Below are 21,934 nucleotides of genomic sequence, written 5' to 3' on the forward strand. Positions count from 1 at the left end.
CGAGTGGATGGAAGGGTGGCACCATCGTGCGCTGCGGCGCGTTCGCCGCGCATCCCGGATTCCATGGGATGGAAGCGGCTCGACGTTCGCCGATGAGCGCCGACGGCTTACGGCCGGTAGCCGAGCGCCGCGGAGATGCCCCGGCCGGCGATGCGCACGCCGAGCGCGAACTGCGGCTCATCGCGTCGTTCGACGTGCGCGATGATCGAGACCGCGGCGACGACGTCGCCCGTGGCGTCGCGCACCGGGGCCGCGACCGAGAACGCGCCCTTGGTCAACGCCTCGACCGACATGGCGACGCCCGACGCGCGGATGCGGACCATTCGCTCGCGCAGTGCCGTCTCATCCACGATCGTTCCGGGGAGGAACCGGCGCGGGGCCGCGGCGATGACGTCTTCGAAGACGCCGGGCGGAGCGAACGCGAGCAGCGCCTGACCGACCCCGGTCGCGTGCAACGGCAGGCGTGAGCCGATGTCGGTGATCGACGGCACGGCGTTCACTCCCGACATCCGCTCGAGGTAGACGGCGCCGAGCCCCTCGCGAACGGCGAGGTGCACGTGCTCTCCCGTCGATTCGAAGAGGTCCTCGAGGTACGGTTTGGCGGCGATGCGGAGCCGTCGCGATGACGGTTGGCGAACGGCCAGCCGCCAGAGCTTGATGCCGACCCGATACCGCCCGTCGGACGAACGGGTGATGCCGCCCCATTCGACCCACTCCCCGAGCAGACGGTGGGCCGTGGACAACGGCAGGCGGGCGCGCTCGGCGATCTCGCTCAGCGTCAGCTCGTCGCCGCGCTCGAACGCATCGGCGATCGCGAACAGCTTCTCGGCGACCCGGCGGTCGTCGTCACCCCTGGGCATGCCCGCCGCCCGGGCCGCGCGGGTCGCGCGGGTCGCCCGCTCCGACGAGCGCGGTCCGTTGCACGGCGGCGGCACGTCGTGCGCGGGGACGATCGGACACGGCTTCGTGCTTTCGGAAGAGATGGGAGTGGGGCCGGATGGGCTCCGAGCCTACCAAGTGCGGTTCGAGCGGCCCGCGGGACCTCCGTGCGCGGCGGCCGCCGGTCACGCCGCCGTCTCATCGAGCGGAACCCGCCGTCGTGCGCGCGTCCGCTCCCGAGCAGGCGGGATCGCAGGACTGGACGGCATCGGTCCGACGGCTGCCGTGAGGGTGCCGACGCCCTCGACGGTCATCGACACCACGTCGCCCTCGGCGAGCGGCGACGGCGCGAGTTCCCCTGCGCGCCCCCACAGCTCGGCGAGGCATCCGCCGTTGCCGACCGTGCCGGAGCCGAGCACGTCGCCCGCGACGACCCGCGAGTCGCGGGAGGCGTACGCGACGAGTTCGGGGAACGGCCACCCCATGTTCGAGACGAGGTCTTCGCCGATCAGTTCGTCGTTGACGCGCACCTCGGCGTGCACGGCGAGGAAGCCGTCGTCGTCCAGAAACCGGTCGAGCTCGTCGGCCGTGACGATCCACGGGCCGAGGCTCGTGCCGAAGTCCTTGCCCTTGGCCGGCCCGAGGCGCACCTGCATCTCGCGGCCCTGGAGGTCGCGTGCCGACCAGTCGTTCATGACCGTGTAGCCGAAGATGTGGCGGGCGGCCTGCTCGGGCGTGAGGTTCGCGCCGTCCGATCCCTCGACGCCGCCGATGATCGCGGCGAGCTCGAGTTCGAAGTCGAGCCGTGCGGTCGCGGGCGGCGCGACGGGTTCGTCCGGCCCGAGGATCGTGTGCGGGTTGGTGAAGTAGAACGTGGGCGCCTCGTACCACTCGTCGGGCACGTGGCTCGCGCCGTCGATGCTCGCCGAGACGCCTTCGACATGCTCCTCGAACGCGACGAAGTCACGCACGGATGCCGGCGCGAGCGGCGCGACCAGCCGCACGTCGGCGAGCGGTCGGCCCGCGGCATCCGCGGCTCGCTCGAACAGCGCACGCGCGGCGTCGAGTCCCTGCGCGAGCACGTCGGCGACACGGGCGCCGTCGGCGAAGGGCACGACGCGGTCGTCGATCACGAAGCCGTCGACGAGGTCGGCACCGTCGATCCAGCGTGCGATCCTCATGAGCGCACCCCCTGCTCGACGAGTCGGCCGAGCAGCGCGTCGGCGTTGCCCGAGAGCACGGCGGTCTCGGCATCCGCTCCGAGGGCGGCCGCGCGAACGAAGGCGACCGGGTCGTCGAGGCCCATGTCGAACGGGTAGTCGCTGCCGAGCACGACCTGCGAGGCTCCGGCGACCTCGACGAGGCGGCGGAGCGCGCCCCCGTCGTGCACGACCGTGTCGAACCAGATGCGCTGGAGGTAGCTCGACGGCAGGTGCTCGCAGACACGCGCGTCGGGTCGCACACGCCAGGCGTGGTCGCTGCGACCGATCGCGGTCGGCAGGTATCCGCCGCCGTGCGCGGCGACGAGCTTGAGCGTCGGATGCCGGTCGAGCACCCCCGAGAAGATCAGGTGCGACAGGGCGACGGCGTTCTCGGCGGGCTGGCCGACCGTGTTGGCGAGGTAGAAGCGGTCGAGTCGCTCGTCGAAACTGCACCCGAACGGATGCAGGAACACGACCGCGCCGAGTTCGGCGACGCGCGACCACATGGGCTCGAGCCGCGGGTCGGAGAGTTCGACGTCGCCGGCGAACGAGGAGATCTCGATGCCTGCGAGGCCGCGCCCGAGGATCGCGTCGTCGACGCATTCGAGAATGCGCTCGGGGTGCTGCAACGGCACCACGCCGAGGCCGATGAGCCGTTCGGGCGCCTGGGCGACGTGCTCGGCGATGAGCCGGTTCGCCTCCTGCGCGACCCAGACGGCCAACCCCTCGGGGGCCCACGGGTAGAAGTGGTTCGGCGAGGCCGACACCCACTGGCGGTCCACGCCCTGCCGGTCCATCTCGGCGAGACGCACGTCGACGTCGGTGAGCCTCGGGATGCGGGCGCCCACCATGGGCCCCGAGACGGCCTGGCTGGCGGCGCCGTTGCGGCGCAGCTCGAGCTCGGCGGCCTCGCGCACGCCCTCGGGCGCACGGCGTTCGACATCGGCGTGCAGGCCCGGCATGAGCAGGTGCGCGTGCACGTCGGTGACCGGCGCGGTGCGCGTGGCGGTTGCGGCGCCGGTGTCCGCGTCGGCGCTCACGCCGGCACCGCCATCTGCTGGGAGATGCCGAAGATGAGCCCGCCGGCGTCGGCGTCGCGATCGCCGTCGATCTGCCACTGGCCGAGCTGCACGGATGCCTCGACGACCGCCTTCGCGCGGGGAACGCGGCGCTCGTGGAACTCGTTCCAGAGCGTGTCGTCGACCGCGTCGCGCGAGGTGAGCAGCTCGGTGAGCACGAGGGCGTCCTCGAGGCCCTGGGCTGCGCCCTGCGCGATGGTGGGCGGGCAGGAGTGCGCGGCGTCGCCGATGACCACGACGCGCCCGCGGTTCCACTCCCCCTCGACGAGGTGCTTCGTGAACCACGTGTAGTTGGCCGTCGCGCCGGCTTCGATGTCGGCGCGGATCGAGTTCCAGGGGCCGTCGTAGGCGCGGGACTCCTCGAGCATGATGCGGCGCGCGTCGTCGTCGCTCACGTCGAAGCGGTCCTGGGCGCGCTCGACGAGGATCGCGTACATGGTGTCGTCGCCGGTGGGCGTGTATCCGGCGATGTACACGGGCCCGCCGTAGTAGAGCTCGCTGCATACGACCTCGGCCGGACGCGAGACGAACGCGCGCCAGATGCCCATGCCGGTGGGTTCGGGCTTCGCCTCGATGCCGACGAGGTCGCGCACCGCGGAGTGCAGTCCGTCGGCGCCGATGAGCAGGTCGTAGCGTCCGGCCGACTGCCCGTCGACGAGCACCTCGACGCCGTCGTCGAACTGCTGGAGGCCCGTGATGCGCGACCCGTAGTGCACGTCGGCGCCGGCGTCGCGCGCGTGCTCGAGGAGGATCCGGGCGAGGTCGGCGCGCGGCATCCCCATGGCGGCCGGGTAGTCGGGCCCGCCGGTCTTGACGTCGGGCAGTTCGGCGACGATCGGGGCGCCGGGGCCGGGGGCGCGCAGGTTCAGGCCCTCGAACGGGAATCCTGCGGCGCGGATGTCGCTCCACGCGCCGAGCGCGTCGAACACGCGCAGGGCGTTGCCCTGCAAGGAGATGCCGGATCCGTTCGTGCTCGGCTCGGGCTTGGCCTCGAAGACGTCGACGTGCACGCCGGCCTTGGCGAGCTGGATGGCGGCGGCGAGGCCGGTGACGCCGGCTCCGGCGATGGCGACCTTCTGGACTGCGCTCATGTGAAGAACCTCACTGTTCTCTGCGGGATGGGGACTGCTGCGGGTGGGTGGGGGTTCGGTCGGGTCAGAGGATGGCGACGGGGTTGATCGGCGAGCCGACCGCGCCCGTGATCGGCAGCGGCGGCGCCGAGAGCAGGAACGAGTACCGGCCCGACTCGGCGCAGGCGTCGGCGAGCTCGTCGAGGTTCCACATCTCGCCGATCGTGAGGCCGATGTTCGGGATCGCGACCTGGTGCAGCGGCTGGAACGCGGGCGCATCGAACTCGTTCGGGCGTACCTCGAAGCCCCACGTGTCGGTCGCGATCGCGGCGATCTCGGTGCGGTGCAGCCAGCCGGCGGTCGTGAGCGACAGGCCGGGGGCCGCGCCGCCCGCGTACTCGCCCCAGCCCTCGCGGCGCGTGCGGGCGTACTGCCCGGTGCGCACGAGCAGGATGTCGCCGCGCTCCACCGCGCTCGTCGCGCCCTGTGCGGCGATGGTCGCCTCGAGGTCGTCGACCGTGATCGCGTACCCGTCGTCGAGTTCGCCGGTGTCGGGCCGCAGGTGCCGGCCGACGTCGAGCAGCACGCCGCGCGACACGATCGCGGATGCCGCGTGCTCGATGCCCGTGACGAGGTCGCCCTCGCTCGTGACGACGTCGCCCGCGCGGCGCCCGTTCCAGGCGAACCCGTGGTCGAAGATATGACCGAGGCCGTCCCACTGGGTCGAGCACTGCAACGGCATCGCGATCACGTCATCGGCGCCGCCGAGCCCGTGCGGGAACCCCTGGCCGCGTTCGGCGTCGGTTCCCGTGTCGAGCATGGTGTGCACCGGATTCGTGCGTCGGCGCCACCCCTTCTGCGGCCCGTCCATGTCGAACGGCTGCGCGAGCGAGATCACGCGGCCCGTGGTCGCGGTCGCCGCGGCGGCGGCGCGCTTGGCGTCGTCGATGAAGTTGAGCGTGCCGATCGCGTCGTCGGCGCCCCATCGGCCCCAGTTGCGGTAGGCCTCGGCACGTGCCGCGATCTCGGCCTCGGGGTCGGTGCGGTCGAGGTCGGCAGGCAGTTCGCTGGGGGCGCTCATGCCCGGGCCTCCTCGGTTGCGGCGGCATCCGCTCCGGATGCCGCATCGGTCTCGGCTGCGCTGCCGACGCGCTCGGCGACGCAGCGCACGACCTGCGTGCCGAGGCTCGTGATCGAGCCGGTCATGACGTCGCCGTCCTGCAGGAACCGTCGCCAGTGCTGGCCGTTGCCGGCCGGGCTGCCCGTGAGCAGCAGATCGCCGGGCAGCAGCGGCATGGTCTGCGACGCCGCCGAGACGAGCGCGGGGATGTCGAAGAGCAGGTCGCTCGTCGAGGCATCCTGCATCACCTGGCCGTTCAGCTCGAGCCGAACCTGCGCATCGGCGCCGTCGACGAAGGCTGCGGGAACGAGGAAGGGACCGGTGGGCTTGAAGCCGGGCGCGTTCTTCGCGCGGTACCAGTCGGTGCCGATCTCCTTCATGTCCTTGCGGAACACGAGGTCGCGGGTCGTGATGTCGTTCGCGATCGTGTAGCCGGCGACGTGCTCGAGCGCCTGTTCGCGGGACACGCGGAATGCCGGCAGGCCGATGACGACCGCGAGCTCGAGCTCCCAGTCGTGCACCTCGCTGTAGGCGGGCAGTTCGAGCGGCACGTCGTCGCCGACCACGCACGCCGGCAGGCCGATGAAGAAGTACGGCTCGCCGTTGGCCGCCCGGTCGTCCATCATCTTGGCGGCGAGGTCGCGCGACTCCTCGAGCGAGCGGTCGGTGTTGTTCGTCAGGCCCGCCGCGACGAGCTCGATCACATGCTGACGGTAGTTGGCGCCGGTCTGCAGCAGTTGGCGGGGCTCGACCGGGGCGGTGAGGGTGACGTCGGCGAGCGGCATCCATTGGCCGTCGTCGTCTGCCGCGACCAGGCCGAGGCGCTCCCAGTCGGGTGCGGCGAGGAAGGCGTTCAGGTCGGATGCCCCGAGCTCGGCCGCCCCGATCGGGCGCAGCCGGTCGCCGACGACGATCGCGAGGCGCACGGAGTCGCCGTCACGGTAGCGCGCGAGCGCGAAGGGGATCTCGGGGGGAAGCGACGTCGTCGTCATGCAGTGCTCCTGGTGCAGATGGTGGTGCAGTGGGTCGTTCGGTGGTGGTGCGGGTGCGCGCCGTGCGGGAGCGCCCTTCGGCCGGAGGATCGCTCCCCCGGCCGAAGGGTCGATCAGCCGCGGCCTTCGACCGCGTAGGGGTTGAGCAGCGCCTCGCGGATCTCGTCGGGCACGCCCTCCTCGGTCGCCGAGGGGCCGTCGGCGGGCGGGAACGACTCCGTCATCGACATCGGCATGGCGCCGTTGCGGTAGAAGTTGTTCGAGCCCTGCGAGGGCTTCCACGTCTGCGCGTCCCAGTCGGGCACGTAGTTGCGGTAGCCGCCGGTGTTCAGCTCGATGCGCAGGGTCGACGGCTCGCGGTAGTAGAGGAAGTTCTGCTCGCCGATGCCGTGGATCGAGGGGCCGTACTCGATCGGGATGCCGTTCTCCATGAGGGTGTCGGCGGCGATGAGCAGCTCTTCGCGGGTGTCCACCCAGAACGCGTAGTGGTTCACGCGGCCGGCACGGGTCGAGCCGTCGAGCACGACGCCGAGGTCGTGCGACTTCTCGTTGGTGGTGAGCACCGAGAACACCGAGATCGGCGCCTCGTCGAGCACGGTGCGCGCCATGAAGCGGAAGCCGAGCACGTCGACGTACCACTTGACGAACGCGTCGACGTCGCTCGTGGCGACGGTGACGTGGTCGAGCTGGCGCGGGGCGCCGGCGACCTTCGACCGACGCGACGGGCGGTCGGGGTAGATCGAGGCGTTGGGTCCCTCGGTGTCGCGGTGGCGGGTGACGTCCCAGTGCAGGGTCATCGTGTGGCCGAACGGGCCGGTGAAGCGGTACGCGCGGCCGATCTTGTGGGCGTCGATCCATTCGCCCTGGATGCCGGCGGCCTCGACGCGCTTGGCGGCCTCCTCGAGCGCTTCGGCGCTCGAGGTGCGCCAGGCCATCGTCTCGAGCGAGGGCTCGTCGCCCGGCACGATCACGACCGAGTAGGCGTAGTAGTCACCCCAGCAGCGCAGGTAGACGGTTCCATCGACGCGGTCGACGACGGTGAGGCCGACCTGCTCTTCGTAGAACTTCACCGAGGCCTCGACATCGGGCGACGTGACCGCGACGTAGGAGAGGTGGGAGAGGAGCTTGATCATCTTCGATCCTTTCGAGTTCGGGCGACGTCGCCCGCATCTACGATCTCCCACGGTTGAACATCAGGGAAGCTGAACCTGTCGATCCCCGATATCGACGTGGGTGATATCGGCGCGGTCAGGCGACGACGACCGCCGCGCGCGGACGGAGCGCGATCGCGACGCCGGCGCCGACGATCGCGGCGAGGACGCCGACGACCCCGACGACCGCGGGCAGCCCGCCGAGTCCGGCCGTCAGCGCCGCGACGAGGATCGGCGTGAGGAACTGGCCCAGGTAGAACGCGGCCGTCCACCACCCGGTCACCCGGCCGCGATCGGCGAACTCCGCGGTCGAGACCACCCAGGTCACGAGCGACGGCAGCAGCAGGCCCGAGCCGAACGACGCGATGACCGCGCCGGGCACGATGCCGGCCATACCGGGAACCGCCCAGATCACGAGCATGCCGACCGCCTGCATCCCGAAGGCCAGCGGAATGAGCACCCGGTGCCGCAGCCTCCGCGAGATGGCCGCGAACGTGAGCCCGCCGATGGCCGTCGCGAGTGAGGCCGCCGCCGCGACGCCGCCGATCGCCGCCGTATCGGTTGCGTCGACGCCGGTGCCGACCACGAGGTAGCTCACCTCGAGCACGAGCAGGTAGAACGTGAACCCGCCGAACGCGGTCACCAGCAGCGGCACTGCGATGCGGCCCCACGGCACCTTCACCTTCACGGGGTCGGATGCCGCGGGCTCGGCCTCGCCTGCGTCGGCGGGCGTCGGCTCCCACAGCGAGATCACCATGAACGCGGCGATCACGAGGCTGACCGCGTACACCCAGAACGGGGTGTGCCATCCGCCCACGCCGAGGGCGCCGCCCAGCACGATGAACGCGGTGGCCGCGAGCGTGGTGACCACGGTCTGCAGGCCGAGGTAGCGGTTGCGGCGGCGCTCCTCGTGGAAGTAGTCGACGATGAGCGTCGTGCAGACGGTCATGATCGCCGCCTCGCAGATGCCCACCAGCACGCGGCTGACGAGGATCGCGGGCAGCGCCTCGAGCCAGGCCGGCGCCGTGCCGACGATCGCGTACGCGATCATCGCCGCGACGAGCAGCGGCTTGCGCCCGAGCCGGTCGACGATCTGGCCGGCGAACGGCGCGAACAGCGCGATCATCAGCGCGGGGATCGCGACGATCATCGGCACGAGCACCTCGGAGCCGGGCGTGGCGCCGAAGTGCTCCGAGAGCTGCGGCAGGATCGGCGTGATGAGCACCGAGCCCAGCACGGGCATGCAGCTGCCCGCGAGGAGGAGGACGGCCTGCCAGACGCCGGCTCGGCGGCGTGCGGTGACCGGAGGGGATGCGATCGAAGTGTCGCCCATGACGTGTCTCTCCATCGAGTGTCGTCGGGCGCGGCCACGGGTCGGGCCGCGCGCGCAGGGGGGTGCGCGAGATCAGTGAACACTCCGCCCGACCCTCCGGAAAGCGGATATGGGTGATGGACGGCATCGACGCGATGAATACCCGCCCGACGGGCTACTGGTTCGAGAACGCGGCGTCGAACGAGGCCGTCGGCTTCGGCCAGAGGAGCGAGCGGATGTATCCGACCGCCTCCTTCGCGCCGTGCAGCCGGTCCATGCCGGCGTCCTCCCACTCGACCGAGATGGGGCCCGTGTAGCCGATCGCGTCGAGCGCGCGGAACGAGTCCTCCCAGGGCACGTCGCCGTGCCCCGTCGAGACGAAGTCCCAACCCCTGCGCGGGTCGCCCCACGGCAGGTGCGACCCCATCACCCCGGCCCGGCCGTTCCGCGGACGCATCCGCGTGTCCTTGCAGTCCACGTGGTAGATGCGGTCCTGGAAGTCGACGATGAACCCGACCGGGTCGATGTTCTGCCACATCATGTGCGACGGGTCCCAGTTGAAGCCGAACGCCTCTCGGTGCCCGATCGCCTCGAGCGCGCGCACCGAACTCCAGTAGTCGTAGGCGATCTCGCCGGGGTGCACCTCGTGCGCGAACCGCACGCCCTCGCCGTCGAACACGTCGAGGATCGGATTCCACCGGGTCGCGAAGTCCTCGAAACCGCCCTCGATGACGGATGCCGGCACCGGCGGGAACATCGCCACGTACGGCCAGATCGACGAACCCGTGAAGCCCACGACCGTGTCGACCCCGAGCTTTCGCGCCACCCGCGCCGACCGGCGCATGTCCTCGGCCGCCCGCTGCCGGACGCCCTCGGCGTCGCCGTCGCCCCACACGTACGAGCGCACGATCGCCTCGTGCCGGAAATCGATCGGCGCATCGCACACCGCCTGACCCGCGAGGTGGTTCGAGATCGCGTACACCTCGAGCCCGTGCCGCTTCAGGATCTCGCGCCGTTCCTCGAGGTACCCGGGTTCCTCGTCGGCGAGCTTCAGGTCGAGGTGGTCGCCCGAGCACGCGATCTCCAGCCCGTCGTACCCCCACGAAGCGGCCAGCCGAGCCACCTCCTCGAACGGGAGATCGGCCCACTGCCCCGTGAAGAGCGTGACCGGATGCGTCGACGTGCGCGGCGCGATATCCGGGGCATCCGTCGATTCGGGGCTCATGCATTCACCCCCACGCCATCAATGCCGACCCAGGCCGCTGACGCCGCGGAATCGAGCACCGCGTCGGTCACGCGCACCATGCGAGCGCCGTCGGCGAACGCCGGCATCCGCTCGCGGAGATCACCTCCGATGGCGGCGTGAACGTCGCGCACGAACGCGTTGAACGCGTCCTGATACCCCATCGGATGGCCGCCGGGCACGAGCGAAAGCTCCTGGGCCGCCCCCGACGCCCCTGCGAACCCGCGACGGGCCAACGTCACCGAGCCTCGACGCCCGATGCGGAGCGCCTCTGGTTCTTGCTGCACGAACGACATCGCCGTCGCGGTGCCCATCACCTCGATGCGCAGATCGTTATCGTGCCCCGCCGCGGTCTGCGAGACCAGCAGCGTGCCGATCGCGCCGCGGTCGAACCGGACCGCGACCGCCGCGACATCCTCGGTCGTCACCGCCGCTCCCCCACGCACCGGGTGCACGATCGAGGTCGTCGCGTGCAGCGAGGCGATGCGCTCCCCCGTGACGAATTCGAGCAGATCGACGAGGTGCGAACCGATGTCGGCGAATGCCCGCGAGCCGCCGCCCGCCGCACCGACACGCCAGTCGTCATCGCCCTCCTCGAGCAGCCAGTCCTGCAGGTACGCGCCCTGCACGGTGATGAGACGCCCCAGTTCGCCGCCGGCGACGCGCGCACGCAACTCCTGCACCATCGGGTGATAGCGGTACACGAACGGCACGGCAGCCACGAGACCGGAACGCGCGGCCAGTTCGACCAGCTCCGCGGCATCCGTCGTCGACGTGGCCAACGGCTTCTCGCAGACGACATGCTTGCCGGCCCGCAGGACGCGCGTGGCCAGGTCGACATGCGTCGAGTTCGGAGTGCACACGTGCACGACATCGATGCCGGGATCCGCGAGCAGTTCGTCGACGCTGTCCGCGGCGTGCGCGATGCCGAGCTCGGCTGCAGCCCGTCGAGCCCGATCAGGATTCGACGAGGCGATCGCGACGATCTCGGAACCCGCGGCGCGAGCGGCCCGGCTGTGCACGGTCGCCATGAACCCGCCGCCGACGATGCCAGTGCGCACGCACCCACCGCTCGCCGCAGCGAGCTCACTCGCCACGGAGTTCGCCCTCGATCCGGTGGAGCAGCGCGTGCTGGCGACGAACCTGCTCGATGCTCCGATACGGCAGCCGATCGCCTTCGAATTCGCTCGAGAGATATCCACTCCACTCCTGCTCGACCAGGGTCGCCATGATCTCGCGCCACGGGATCTGGGCGTCTTCGAGGTCGTCGCCGATCTCGAAGAACTTCGTCTGGATGAAGGCGGTATACGGCAGCACCGCGACGAGGTCGGACATCGGCACGGCGAGCGGCTTGCGCCATCCGTCCTCCTGCGCCTCCTCGCTGAGACCGTCGTGCTTGGCGGTCGTGATGGCTCGCTGGAAGATGCCCGTGTCGATCATCAGCCGGAAGTGGTCGCTGCCGGTCCTGCGGATGAACTCCAGATACTCGTCGACCACAGGGTGCTTGATCGGCGTCGGGGCGTGGATCTCGGGACAGATGACGATGTCGAGCTCGCTCGCGAGCTCGAGGTTGCGCTCGATCACCTCCTCCCAGATGGGGTGCGGCACGAGGTCCATCGAGACCACGCCGATCTTGGGGCGCAGGGTCGTGAAGCCGAGCGTGTACGCGAGCCGGAGATCGCGCGCGAGCATCGTGGCGCCCTCAGCCGCCGTCAGATCGCGATCGCGCCACATGCGCGAGTCGATCCACGAACCGTAGTTGGTCGGTTCGAGCCGGTAGCGGTCGAGCAGACGCCGCCACTCGTCGATCCATGCCGGCGTCGGCTCGGGATATCCGGGGATATTCCCCTCGCCGAGGATCTCGATGCCGGTGGCGCCCAGATCGGAGATCTCGGCCATGGCGTCTTCGAGGGTGAGGACCGTGTTCATGTCTCCGGTGTAGCTGTACAGGGAGACGCCGTATTTCAGCTTGCTCATGCGAGGATCGTGACCTTCCGCTCGGAGTGGAACACCGACGGCTGGAATTCCGCCGGAATGTAGGGGGCGTGGATCGCGATGTCCACCGCGAGATCGTGCACGCCGGCGGGGAGCCCACCGGGATGGGGCACCGTGATCGTCGCGAGCTCGTCGAGCTGCCAGCGGACCTCGGTCACCGAGGAACGCAGCTCTTGGATCGAGTAGTCGCGGCCTTGCAACGACCAGCGCGGGACCTCGCGGGTCCACGAGAGGTCGCCGACGGCGACATCGACGCCGTCGATGAGGCTGCCCCATACACCGCGGTAGTTGGGCATGCGCAGCAGGAATTGAAACCCGATCACCTCCCCGTCGACGGTGACGTTGTGCACGCCGTGGTTCTGGATGAGTTCACGCTCGAGCATCGGTGTTCCTCGCTTGGTTGGGGGTGGGTTCGATCGCGCGCAGTGCCAGAGCGGCTGCGAGATCGCGTGCTCCGCCGATCGCCAGCGCGACTCCGGTCAGGGTGGGATTGCAGGCCGTCGCGGTCGGGATGACACCGTTGCCGGCGACGTAGAGTCCGGGCACGCCCCAGACCTCGGAGTTCGGACCGCACACCGAGGTGCCATCGTCGACCTGGCCCATGCGGACCGAGCCCTGATAGTGAAGCGACGCGCCTGCCGGAAACTCGAACGGTGCATCGCCGAGCGGCTCGCCGACGGCGTTCGCCGCGGCGACGATCGCCTGCTTGGCGCGGTTGATCGTCGCGTGATCACGTTCGGTCAGTGTGTAGTGGATCCGCATGGCAGGCATGCCGTAGTCGTCGATCGCGGTGTCGGAGAAGGCCACCCGGTCGGATGCCTGGATGTCCTTGGCGCAGAACCATCCCAGCCCCACGATGGAACCGGGCACGGCGTCGCCCTCCATCGGCACCGGCGAGGCGTCGAGCTGCATGACCTGTCCGTGGAATGACTCGGCGTCGGTGAAGGGGACCCAACTGACACCGCTCTGCGCTGTGATGGACGTGTCGTGCACGGATGCGTCGGGCGCGCTCGGTGCGTCATGCAGCCGGGCCGCGTAGACGATCTGCGGCTGGTCGTTCAGGTAGCGTCCGAGCGCGTTCGGACGGATGCCCGAGGCGTGCAGCACCTGCGGGGTGCGCAGACTGTCGGCGGCGACGACGACGAAGCGGGCCCGCACCTCGAACACCTCGCCGGTGCGCAGGTCGCGCACCTCGACGCCAGCTGCGCCGCGGTCGTCTGTCAGCACTCGGGTCACGAGCGACTCGTCGTGGAGCGCGAAGTTCGGGTTCGCCCGGCTCTCGTCGCCGAAGACGACGTCGGAGCCAGACCAGTGCAGCGAGCCGTGCTCGTCGCGGCGGACCGCGAGCGGCATCGGCTGCACGCGCCGATCGGCGGCGCGGCCGGCGTCGAGCGCGCGACCGAGATTCACGCGCACGCGGTCGGCGAGCGGCGCATCGGCGAGCAGCGTGGAACTCACAGCGAGCAGTCGCTCCGCGTCGTCGAGCAGGTCGTCGAGGTCGCCGAGGAACGCGATGCGCTCGCTCTCACCCGGGCGCGGGCAGGCGCCCGTCCAGTGCGCCGCCATGCCGCCGACGTTGCTCGACATCGCGCCGGCCGGAAGCCCGTCCTGGCCCGGTTGCCGCCAGCCGTCCTTCAGGAGGAACGTTCCCGGGCGGGTGAGCCGTTCGGCGTCGTTCGCGTAGCCGTCCATGGTGTCGGCCGGTGTGGAGGCGTCAAGCGGTCGCGGTCCTTCCGAGCGTCGCTGAGCCTCGGCGCGCACGGCCGGATCGACGATGTTCTTCACGTGATTGCCGGGCGGATCGCTCACGGTGGGCCCGACCTCGAACAGCGCGATCGTCGTCTCAGGCGCACGCTCCGAGAGAACACGGGCGTACGCGGCCCCGGCGGGACCGCTCCCGACGATCACGACGTCGACCGCCGAAGGGTACCGCCGGCCGGTGGCGCCGGTGGGATCAGGTGCGGACATCGAACCTCCAAGTGAATCCACATCGATCGGGAGAGACCGATCGAGGAGACCTTACGTGCGAAGCGCACATAAGTGCAAGTCCAGCCAACACTCCACCAGCCCGGATCACGGTCCGGACAACCATTGACTCAAATCGACTTGGGAGAGCAGAACTATCCTGCGCTCGACCCATTTGTTCCGAGCCGACTTGACTTTAGTGCGTTCGGCACTCAACATGGCGGGACCACCATGTTCCCAACCTGGAGACGCCCTCAACGATGAGCAACCAGCAACCAACCCTCGCCAAGACGGCGGCCATCCGTTCTGTGACGCCGCTGAGCGGCCGACCGCTCGGCTCACCCGACGACCCACGAGCCGTGCGCCCGCGTGAGAAGGCGGCGTTCACCCTCGGCGACATCGCCTCGAATCTCACCTGGACCACGATTTCGAGCTACCTGCTGTTCTTCTACACCGACGTCGCACTCATCAGCGCGGCGATCGCCGGCACCGTCATGCTCGTCGCGCGACTGCTAGACGCGGTGTTCGATCCGATCGTCGGCGTGCTCCTCGATCGCACCAACACGCGATGGGGCCGAGCGCGCCCGTATCTGCTCTTCGGCGCCCCGGTGTTGGCGGCGCTGACCATGCTCACGTTCCTGACGCCGGGCGGCGGCGACGACACCTGGACGATCGTCTACGCGGCCGTCACCTTCCTGCTCGTCGGTCTGGCCTATTCGGCGGTCAATGTGCCCTACGGTGCGCTCATGGCCATGACGACGCGCGACTCGGGTATGCGCATGAAGCTCGCGGGATGGCGGGGTTTCGGTATCGGGATCGGGATCATCATCGTCTCGACGGCGTTCCAGCCGCTCGTCGCGGCCATCGGTGGAGCACCCGATTCGAAGTTCGGCTTCGGCGTCACCGCGGCGCTGTTCGCCTTCGTCGGCCTCGTGCTGTTCTTGCTCGTCTTCCTCTGGGTGAAGGAACGTGTTCCGCTGACGCCGGCCCGGCTCGAGCGGGGGAGCCTCGGAGCCTCCGTGCGTGCGCTGTTCCGGAACGGTCCGTGGCTGGCGGTCGTCTCGTTCTCCACCCTCGCGTTCGCCCGACTCGGCGTGATCACAGGCGGCACGATCTACTACGCGATCTACGTACTGCACAATCCGGCCGCGATCTCGATCGTCCTCCTCGCGTTCTCGCTCTCGGCCGTGCTCGGCTCGCTCGTGACCGCTCCGATCCTGCGCGTGCTCGGCCAGCGACGCGGCATCCTGCTCGGCCTCGTCGCCTCAGTGCCGCTGACCCTCGCGCTGATCTTCCTCCAGGACAACCTCATCGCGTTCACGATCGTGTTCTTCGTCGCCAACGTCGTCGGCGGCTTCGGTTTCGTCGCGGCACCGGCGCTCACGGCAGACACGGTCGAATGGCACGAGTTCCGCAGCACCCGACGCGACGAGGGACTGCTCTTCTCGGGATACAGCATGAGCACCAAGGTCGGCGCCGCCCTCGGATCCGCTTTCCTGGCGTGGGGCCTCGCGGCCATCGCGTACGACCCTGCGAACGTCACCGATACGACGAGCAACGGCATCATGTGGCTCTACATCCTGCTTCCGGTCGGAATCACCCTGCTTCAGATCATCGCGATCAGCACCTACCGCCTCGAGAAGCGCCTGCCCGAAGTGCAGGCCGAGATGAACCGACGACGTGCAGCCGCGGAGGGCACGGAGTCGGAACCTGGCAGCACCGACTGATCGTGAGATCATGGCCGTCCACCGTGACCCGACCTCGGAGAAGAACCCGATGAACTCGACTGCGACACCTCGAGCCGCCGCGGTTCCTGTTCCGGCGGCGGCGTCGGTGGACGGCCGCTCCACGTCATCGTCCGACGGCGACGCCTTTGTCGCGACCGCGCTCGACGGCGCGGCGCTGGCGGCCATGGTCGAGCTCGTGCGGAGCGGCGCCTCGTCGACCAGACCCGAACTCGTGTCGCGCAGCGGGCTCGGTCGCAAGATCGTGACCCAGCGCGTCGATCAGGCCATCGAACTCGGCCTGATCGTCGAGGGTGAACTGGCCCCGTCAGCGGGCGGGCGACAGGCCCGCACCCTCCGCTTCCGGGCGGAAGCCGGCCGCGTACTCGTCGCCCAGATCGGTGCGAGCGAGTTCTCGGCCGGTCTCGCCGACCTCGACGGCAACCTGACCGAGGTTTCGCATGAGGACTGGGACATCGCCGCCGGGCCGGAGTCGACCATGGCGCGAATCCACGACCATTTCGAAACGCTGTCGCGTCGCGCCCGACTCGACCGCCCGTGGGCGATCGGCATCGGCCTTCCAGGTCCCGTCGACTTCTCGACCGCCAGACTGGTCGCTCCGCCGATCATGCCCGGCTGGGACGGCTTCAGCGCCCGAGGCTGGCTGCGCGAGCACTACGACGCACCGGTCTGGGTCGACAACGACGTGAATCTGATGGCCATCGGGGAATGGACCAAGAGCCCGCTCCGCGACGAGCGCGACCTGCTGTTCGTCAAGATCGGCACAGGCGTCGGCGCCGGCATGATCGTGCGCGGCAGACTGGTGCGCGGGCAAAGCGGTGCAGCGGGCGACATCGGCCACACCCACGTCACCGACGACCCGACCAAGGTCTGCCGATGCGGCAAGGTCGGGTGCCTCGAAGCGGTCGCGAGCGGATGGTCGATGCTGCTCGAAGCGACGGCGCGCGCCGCAGAGAGCCCGCTGCTCTCGGCAGCCATGCAGCAACGCGGATCATTGGCTTTGGGCGATCTCGGCGAGGCAGCACGAGTGGGAGATCCGCTCGCGACCGAGCTCATCGGTACGAACGCGCATGCGGTCGCCGAGGTTGCAGCCAACCTCGTGAACTTCATGAACCCCGGAGTCCTCGTGATCGGCGGAGGCGTGCTCCGGGCCGGCGTACAGGTCGTCGACGAGATCGAGTCCGTCGTCCGTGCCCGCGCGACCGATCTGGTCGCACGCGATCTCGCCGTGCGCGCGGCGACACTCGACCATCTCGAAGGTCTGCAGGGCGCGGCGCTCCTCGCGGTCGAGAACCTCTTCTCCCCCTCGACGCTGCCCCGGTGGATCGCTCAGGGCACCCCGGTGGGCCACGCGGTGATGCTCCAGAGGTACGGCCGGGCCTTCGCCTGAACGACGGCCACACGCGGCATCCGACATCAGCGCGTGCGATACTGCTGAGCACTGGCATCCGCCCAGTCGATGTGCACGAGGAGGTGCCGTGAGCGAAGGGCCGTCGATCTCGCGACTCGACCTGAACCTGCTGGTCGCGCTGGACGCCCTGCTCACCGAGCGGAGCGTCACGAAGGCGGCGCAGCGTCTTCGGCTCAGCCAGCCGGCGCTGAGCGCCTCGCTCGCCCGCCTGCGCACCCACTTCGGCGATCCGATCCTCGCGCGCCGCGGCAACGCGTACGAACTCACCCCGCTCGCCCTCCGCCTCGCCGAGCACACGGCATCGGCGCTCGAATCGGCGCGACGCGTGTTCGAGAGCCAGGCCGAGTGGTCGCCCGCGACCGCGACCCGGGAGTTCCTCATCTACGGGTCGGACTACGCCTTCGCCACGGTCGGTCGCGCGGCCGCGGCGCTCGCGCACGAGCGGGCGCCGCACGTGCGGTTCCGCTTCATGCTGCACACGACCGCCATCATCGACGAGGCCGAGCAGCGGCTGCGATCGGTCGACGGGCTGCTCATCCCCCACGGCTTCACCCCCGGGCTCCACCACGAGGACCTCTGGCACGACCGCTGGGTGATCGTGGGCTCGAGCGAACGGCCGCAGCATCCGCTGACCATGCAGGATCTCGCCGACGCGCCGTGGGTCTTCACCTACCAGTCGCGCACGGCGTTCACCTCGGCCGGTCGCCAGCTCGAGGAGCTCGGCATCGACCCCCGCGTCGACATCGTCGCCGAGAGCTTCCTCGCCCTCCCCCACTTCATCATCGGCACCGACCGGCTCGGACTCGTGCAGGCCAGGCTCGCCGACACCGTGCGCTCGCTCGGCGGCCTGCAGGTGTTCGACCCGCCGTTCGAGGCGACCCCGCTCACGAACGCGCTGTGGTGGCATCCGGTGCACGACCACGACCCCGAACACGCGTGGATGCGCGAGCTCTTCGCCGAGGCGGGGCGGTCGCTCGACGCGTGAGATCGCACGCCCGGTCCGGTGGCGCTCTGCAGCAAGGTTCCCGAGCGTCGCACGTGACCGCGGCGACTGAGTTCCTCTCGGAGTAGACGAGACGGCGGCGTTGCCCCGCGCCGCAACCGACCGATCCGCGCCCCGGAACGGGCCGGGCGTCGATGCTGTCTTCCACTGTCCGACCGATCGCATGGAGAAGTTGGCATCGGCGATGCGAATGACGTGCATCAGCACACGCGATCACGCACAAACTGTAACTGCCTTACAGTTTGAAGAGCCCCATCGGCACGCACTCGAGGAGGAGAGCATGTCCCAATCCGCACCCATCACGGTCGTCGGCGCCGGCCCAGCAGGCATGGCGGCGGCCCTCAGCCTGCTGAGAGCCGGCCACGACGTTCGACTGTACGAGCGGTACGCCCGAGCACGCCCCGCGGGAAACATCCTCAATCTCTGGCCGCCGCCCATCAAGGCTCTCGAGGCCATGGGCGTCGACGTTGCAGACCTCGGCGCCCCGTGCCACACCACGTTCCGATCCGAATCGGGACGCATCCGAGCCGATGTGCGAATCCCGGACGACGTGATCGCGCGCTACGGCGGCGGCTTCATCGGTCTGCTCCGCCCCGACCTGTACACGCGGATGCTCGCAGCACTCCCCGACGGCGTGCTGCAGACCGGCCGCGAACTGGCATCGATCGATGACCACGGCGACGGCGTGACCCTGGCCTTCACCGACGGCGAGACGTTCGAGACGCCGGTGCTCATCGGCGCCGACGGCATCGACTCGGCCGTGCGACGGCACCTCTGGGGCGCGACCCCCAAGCGCCCGCATCATCTCCACATCATCGGCGGCTTCACCTTCGATATCGACGGCATCCCCGAGCTCGAGCTCGGCGAGGTCGTGCTCACCCACAACCGCACCGTCCAGGGCACCTACTCGTCGATCCGGCGTGACGGCCGCACCGGCATCCAGTGGTGGCTGCTCGAAGCGTGGCCGGACGACCACGAGGCACCGGCCGACCTCCATGCACACGGCACCACGCTCGCCGCGGGGTTTCGCGGCCCCCTCTCAGCACTCGTCGCCCGCACACCCACCGAGCAGACGCAGCGTTGGCCGATCCGCGATATCGCCCCGCTCCCGAAATGGTCGAAGGGTCGCATCACGATCGCCGGCGACGCCGCGCACGCGACCTCCCCCTATGCGGCGTACGGCGCCGGCATGTCGATCTGCGACGGCTACTTCCTCGGCCAGACACTCGCGGGCGTCGACCTCGCCGACACGACCGCCGTCACTGCCGCGCTCGAAGCATACGAGCGACCTCGGATCCCGCACACCCGCTCGCAAGTGCAACAGGCGTACGTGCTGGGCAAGGTGTTCCACCATGCGCCGGCGTTCCTGCGGCCGATCCGAGACTTCGTGCTCGACCGGACACCGCTGCTCCAGAAGCAAGTCGGTGAGCGAAGCCCCGGCGAGATCGTGGCGCAGCTCGCCGAGATGGGCGACGGCATCTTGTCGCCGACCACGCGGTGACGCACGCAGGATGTCCGCGTGCGACGCCCCGCGGACATCCTGCATCGTAGGCTCGTGAACGTGACCGATACCGTGCGCCCGCCTCGTCAGGCACGCAGCCGCGACGCCTGGGAGCGCGTGCTCGCCGTCGGCCTCGACCTGCTCCAGACCGATGGATACGAAGGACTCACCGTCGGCGAAGTCTGCCGCCGCGCAAAGGTATCCGCACCCTCCATCTACGCCCGCGTCGACGGGCTGTCCGGACTCGTGCTGGCGGTCTACGAACGCGGAATGACGGCTGTCGCGGCGACCGAGGATCGCCGGCTCGCGGCGTCCGATGGCACGATCGAGGACGTCGTCGGTGCAATGGCCGCGGTATTCGCCGAACACCGGGCGCTGCTGAGGGCGGTGATCTCGCGTGCGGCCGCCGACCCCGCGCTCCTGACCCGAGGCGCGGTCCTCTCGCGGGCCGTGATCGACCGCTTTGCTGCCGCGCTCGACAGCGTCCAGCCCGAACAAGCGTTGACGCTCATGCGTGCGGTCTATACGGAGTGCTCGTTTCGCGCGATGTACGGGTCCACATTCTGGAGCGACGAGGACGAGACGGACGAGGCGTTCGTCGCCCGTCTCATCGCCTTCGCGCGCAGGCTTGCGGACGGCACAGCCGCCCCCTGATACGAACGGCCACGCGAAACGAAGAACGCGCCGGATCAGCGGGATGCCGACAGCGCGATGAGCTCGGCGCGCGACTGGGCGCCCGCTTTGCGCAGCAGGTTCGACACGTGGAACTTCACCGTGTTCTCGCTGATGCCGAGCTGACCGGCGATGTCGCGGTTGCGCGCGCCCGACGCGACGAGCTTCAGCACCTCCCGCTCGCGCAGCGACAGCGGCACCGCGTCGACCAGCGGCTCGGGCGCCGTCGGCGGGTCGAGCGGCAGCCGGATATCGAGGTTCGAGCCCCACCCGGGCGTCGAGGTCACCCGCATGTCGCCGTCGAGGGCCGCGACGTGCTCGACCATGGGGCGCAGCGAATCGTCGTGCCCCGTCAGCACCCCGTCGCCGTCGTCGCGGATGCCGATGAGCAGGTTGAGCCCGTCGCAGTCCCACTGGATGCGCACGCGCTTGGTCTCACCCTGGTCGACGAGCGCGAGCACCGCGCTGCGCACGATCGCACGCGCGGCGAAGGCGACCTCGCCCGGCAGCGCACGGCCCGTCGCCGGCGGTTCGACGAACTGCACGTCGAGGTCGCTGAAGCGCACGAGCGGACGCAGATCGCTCTGCAGACGCGCGAACGCACCGACGACGGGTTCGAGCATCGCGCTGCGCTGCTCGTCGCTCGCCATGCGCAGCCCGACGAGGGCCGCGGCCGCCGCGTCGATCGCGACGGTGCGGGCACCGCGGTCGTCGAGACGGTCGGAGCGGAGGATCGCGAGGATCGACTCGAGCGTCAACGCGTGCTGGTCGGCCTGCTCGGCCATGGCGCGGGCCTGCTCGGACAGCAGGCGGCGCGAGCTCGGCGACGGCAGTTCGGTCTCGGTCACGTCGCAACCCTATCCTCGTCGGCCCACCCATGCTTTCGGGTAGGCGAATCCCGACCGATGGGCGGGCGCACCGCGGCTCGAAGTCTCGCAGCATGGGGCGTATGGAAGCACTCGACACCGCCGTCACGCCCGCTCTCGCGCCCGCCGTAACGCCGGCCGCGACCGCGCCCGGGGTGACGTCGTCCCTCGCCGTGATCGCGGCCGAGATCGCGTCGGCGCTCACCCGCATCGAGCGGGATGCCGCAACAGACCTCTCGGCGACCGCCGACCTCGTGCTCGAGGCTCGCCGCGTCTTCGTGCTCGGCGCCGGGCGCTCAGGACTCGCGCTGCGGATGACGGCCATGCGGCTCATGCATCTCGGACTCGAGGTGCATGTCGTGGGCGAGGTGACCGCTCCGGCGATCGGCGCCGGAGACCTGCTGCTGACGGCGAGCGGGTCGGGCACGACCGGCGGCATCGTGCGGGCCGCCGAGACGGCGATCTCCGCCGGCGCACGCATCGCCGCCATCACGACCGCGCCCGCATCACCGCTCGCCGCCCTGGCCTCGGCAGTGATCGCCGTTCCCGCGGCCGGCAAGCTCGATCGCTCCGAAGCCGCGTCGGCGCAATACGCCGGCAGCCTCTTCGAGCAGACCGTCGTGCTCATCGGCGATGCGCTCTTCGATGCGCTCTGGCACCGCAGCGGGCAGAGCGCCGACGACCTCTGGCCCCGCCACGCCAACCTCGAATGACCTATTCCGCATCCG

General features: G+C 70.0%; 20 protein-coding genes. 6 read left to right on the forward strand and 14 right to left on the reverse strand.

Features of this window, described 5'->3' with window-relative positions:
• Nucleotides 1–107: 107 nt before the first annotated feature.
• The 13 genes from GQQ92_RS04560 to GQQ92_RS04615 all read right to left on the reverse strand — a co-directional run bounded on the left by GQQ92_RS04560 (nucleotide 108) and on the right by GQQ92_RS04615 (nucleotide 14,011).
• The gene (locus GQQ92_RS04560; protein WP_156997991.1) at nucleotides 108–860 is read right to left on the reverse strand and encodes an IclR family transcriptional regulator; all 753 of its coding nucleotides are present in this window, start codon (nucleotides 858–860) and stop codon (nucleotides 108–110) included.
• A gap of 204 nt (nucleotides 861–1,064) precedes the next feature.
• Nucleotides 1,065–2,060: a fumarylacetoacetate hydrolase family protein gene (locus GQQ92_RS04565; RefSeq protein ID WP_156997992.1), complete on the reverse strand. Its 996-nt coding sequence runs from the start codon at nucleotides 2,058–2,060 to the stop codon at nucleotides 1,065–1,067.
• Nucleotides 2,057–3,121 (reverse strand): amidohydrolase family protein, encoded by a 1,065-nt coding sequence (locus tag GQQ92_RS04570; protein WP_269149149.1) that lies wholly within the window; start codon nucleotides 3,119–3,121, stop codon nucleotides 2,057–2,059. Before GQQ92_RS04570 ends, GQQ92_RS04565 begins: the two co-directional genes overlap by 4 nt.
• Nucleotides 3,118–4,251 carry an FAD-dependent oxidoreductase gene (locus tag GQQ92_RS04575; RefSeq protein WP_156997993.1) on the reverse strand — a complete coding sequence of 378 codons (1,134 nt, stop codon included), beginning with the start codon at nucleotides 4,249–4,251 and terminating at the stop codon, nucleotides 3,118–3,120. Before GQQ92_RS04575 ends, GQQ92_RS04570 begins: the two co-directional genes overlap by 4 nt.
• A 64-nt stretch (nucleotides 4,252–4,315) precedes the next feature.
• Nucleotides 4,316–5,311: a cyclase family protein gene (locus GQQ92_RS04580; RefSeq protein WP_156997994.1), complete on the reverse strand. Its 996-nt coding sequence runs from the start codon at nucleotides 5,309–5,311 to the stop codon at nucleotides 4,316–4,318.
• Nucleotides 5,308–6,342 carry a fumarylacetoacetate hydrolase family protein gene (locus GQQ92_RS04585; RefSeq protein ID WP_156997995.1) on the reverse strand — a complete coding sequence of 345 codons (1,035 nt, stop codon included), beginning with the start codon at nucleotides 6,340–6,342 and terminating at the stop codon, nucleotides 5,308–5,310. The genes GQQ92_RS04580 and GQQ92_RS04585 overlap by 4 nt, the downstream gene beginning before the upstream one ends.
• A gap of 113 nt (nucleotides 6,343–6,455) precedes the next feature.
• Entirely contained in the window at nucleotides 6,456–7,475 is a 1,020-nt protein-coding gene (locus tag GQQ92_RS04590; protein WP_156997996.1) for a VOC family protein, read from the reverse strand.
• Nucleotides 7,476–7,590: 115 nt separating this feature from the next.
• Nucleotides 7,591–8,826 (reverse strand): MFS transporter, encoded by a 1,236-nt coding sequence (locus GQQ92_RS04595; RefSeq protein ID WP_156997997.1) that lies wholly within the window; start codon nucleotides 8,824–8,826, stop codon nucleotides 7,591–7,593.
• 154 nt (nucleotides 8,827–8,980) lie between these two features.
• Nucleotides 8,981–10,030: a sugar phosphate isomerase/epimerase family protein gene (locus tag GQQ92_RS04600; RefSeq protein WP_156997998.1), complete on the reverse strand. Its 1,050-nt coding sequence runs from the start codon at nucleotides 10,028–10,030 to the stop codon at nucleotides 8,981–8,983.
• Complete coding sequence (locus GQQ92_RS04605; protein ID WP_232057483.1) at nucleotides 10,027–11,109, reverse strand: Gfo/Idh/MocA family protein; 1,083 nt, start codon at nucleotides 11,107–11,109, stop codon at nucleotides 10,027–10,029. Before GQQ92_RS04605 ends, GQQ92_RS04600 begins: the two co-directional genes overlap by 4 nt.
• Before the next feature lie 25 nt (nucleotides 11,110–11,134).
• The gene (locus GQQ92_RS04610) at nucleotides 11,135–12,025 is read right to left on the reverse strand and encodes a sugar phosphate isomerase/epimerase family protein (protein WP_232057484.1); all 891 of its coding nucleotides are present in this window, start codon (nucleotides 12,023–12,025) and stop codon (nucleotides 11,135–11,137) included.
• A complete protein-coding gene (locus tag GQQ92_RS16755) occupies nucleotides 12,022–12,426 on the reverse strand; it encodes a C-glycoside deglycosidase beta subunit domain-containing protein (RefSeq protein ID WP_232057485.1) in 405 nt (134 codons plus the stop codon). The genes GQQ92_RS04610 and GQQ92_RS16755 overlap by 4 nt, the downstream gene beginning before the upstream one ends.
• Entirely contained in the window at nucleotides 12,413–14,011 is a 1,599-nt protein-coding gene (locus GQQ92_RS04615) for a GMC oxidoreductase (RefSeq protein WP_156997999.1), read from the reverse strand. Before GQQ92_RS04615 ends, GQQ92_RS16755 begins: the two co-directional genes overlap by 14 nt.
• A 356-nt stretch (nucleotides 14,012–14,367) precedes the next feature.
• On the opposite strand from GQQ92_RS04615, the gene GQQ92_RS04620 reads away from it, so the two are divergent.
• The 5 genes from GQQ92_RS04620 to GQQ92_RS04640 all read left to right on the forward strand — a co-directional run bounded on the left by GQQ92_RS04620 (nucleotide 14,368) and on the right by GQQ92_RS04640 (nucleotide 20,322).
• The gene (locus GQQ92_RS04620; protein WP_197738061.1) at nucleotides 14,368–15,735 is read left to right on the forward strand and encodes an MFS transporter; all 1,368 of its coding nucleotides are present in this window, start codon (nucleotides 14,368–14,370) and stop codon (nucleotides 15,733–15,735) included.
• A gap of 49 nt (nucleotides 15,736–15,784) precedes the next feature.
• Nucleotides 15,785–17,143, forward strand: coding sequence for an ROK family protein (locus GQQ92_RS04625; RefSeq protein WP_197738062.1), 1,359 nt, complete (start codon nucleotides 15,785–15,787; stop codon nucleotides 17,141–17,143).
• An 88-nt stretch (nucleotides 17,144–17,231) separates the two neighbouring features.
• A complete protein-coding gene (locus GQQ92_RS04630; RefSeq protein WP_156998002.1) occupies nucleotides 17,232–18,149 on the forward strand; it encodes a LysR family transcriptional regulator in 918 nt (305 codons plus the stop codon).
• A 100-nt stretch (nucleotides 18,150–18,249) separates the two neighbouring features.
• Nucleotides 18,250–19,668, forward strand: coding sequence for an FAD-dependent oxidoreductase (locus GQQ92_RS04635; protein WP_197738063.1), 1,419 nt, complete (start codon nucleotides 18,250–18,252; stop codon nucleotides 19,666–19,668).
• Between the two features lie 60 nt (nucleotides 19,669–19,728).
• A complete protein-coding gene (locus GQQ92_RS04640) occupies nucleotides 19,729–20,322 on the forward strand; it encodes a TetR/AcrR family transcriptional regulator (protein WP_197738064.1) in 594 nt (197 codons plus the stop codon).
• Between the two features lie 35 nt (nucleotides 20,323–20,357).
• On the opposite strand, the gene GQQ92_RS04645 is transcribed toward GQQ92_RS04640, so the two are convergent.
• Nucleotides 20,358–21,188 (reverse strand): helix-turn-helix transcriptional regulator, encoded by an 831-nt coding sequence (locus GQQ92_RS04645; protein ID WP_232057486.1) that lies wholly within the window; start codon nucleotides 21,186–21,188, stop codon nucleotides 20,358–20,360.
• A gap of 101 nt (nucleotides 21,189–21,289) precedes the next feature.
• Between GQQ92_RS04645 and hxlB the strand changes: the two genes are divergently transcribed.
• A complete protein-coding gene (gene hxlB / locus GQQ92_RS04650; RefSeq protein ID WP_156998004.1) occupies nucleotides 21,290–21,919 on the forward strand; it encodes a 6-phospho-3-hexuloisomerase in 630 nt (209 codons plus the stop codon).
• The last annotated feature ends 15 nt before the right edge of the window (nucleotides 21,920–21,934 follow it).

This window comes from Agromyces terreus (assembly GCF_009749465.1).
GTDB lineage: Bacteria > Actinomycetota > Actinomycetes > Actinomycetales > Microbacteriaceae > Agromyces > Agromyces terreus.

Excerpts from the sequence above, each read along its gene's own strand:
- GQQ92_RS04560 (WP_156997991.1), bottom strand. The coding sequence starts at position 860 with ATGCCCAGGGGTGACGACGACCGCCGGGTCGCCGAGAAGCTGTTCGCG.
- GQQ92_RS04565 (WP_156997992.1), bottom strand. The coding sequence starts at position 2,060 with ATGAGGATCGCACGCTGGATCGACGGTGCCGACCTCGTCGACGGCTTC.
- GQQ92_RS04575 (WP_156997993.1), bottom strand. The coding sequence starts at position 4,251 with ATGAGCGCAGTCCAGAAGGTCGCCATCGCCGGAGCCGGCGTCACCGGC.
- GQQ92_RS04580 (WP_156997994.1), bottom strand. The coding sequence starts at position 5,311 with ATGAGCGCCCCCAGCGAACTGCCTGCCGACCTCGACCGCACCGACCCC.
- GQQ92_RS04585 (WP_156997995.1), bottom strand. The coding sequence starts at position 6,342 with ATGACGACGACGTCGCTTCCCCCCGAGATCCCCTTCGCGCTCGCGCGC.
- GQQ92_RS04590 (WP_156997996.1), bottom strand. The coding sequence starts at position 7,475 with ATGATCAAGCTCCTCTCCCACCTCTCCTACGTCGCGGTCACGTCGCCC.
- GQQ92_RS04595 (WP_156997997.1), bottom strand. The coding sequence starts at position 8,826 with ATGGGCGACACTTCGATCGCATCCCCTCCGGTCACCGCACGCCGCCGA.
- GQQ92_RS04600 (WP_156997998.1), bottom strand. The coding sequence starts at position 10,030 with ATGAGCCCCGAATCGACGGATGCCCCGGATATCGCGCCGCGCACGTCG.
- GQQ92_RS04610 (WP_232057484.1), bottom strand. The coding sequence starts at position 12,025 with ATGAGCAAGCTGAAATACGGCGTCTCCCTGTACAGCTACACCGGAGAC.
- GQQ92_RS16755 (WP_232057485.1), bottom strand. The coding sequence starts at position 12,426 with ATGCTCGAGCGTGAACTCATCCAGAACCACGGCGTGCACAACGTCACC.
- GQQ92_RS04615 (WP_156997999.1), bottom strand. The coding sequence starts at position 14,011 with ATGTCCGCACCTGATCCCACCGGCGCCACCGGCCGGCGGTACCCTTCG.
- GQQ92_RS04625 (WP_197738062.1), top strand. The coding sequence starts at position 15,785 with ATGAACTCGACTGCGACACCTCGAGCCGCCGCGGTTCCTGTTCCGGCG.
- hxlB (WP_156998004.1), top strand. The coding sequence starts at position 21,290 with ATGGAAGCACTCGACACCGCCGTCACGCCCGCTCTCGCGCCCGCCGTA.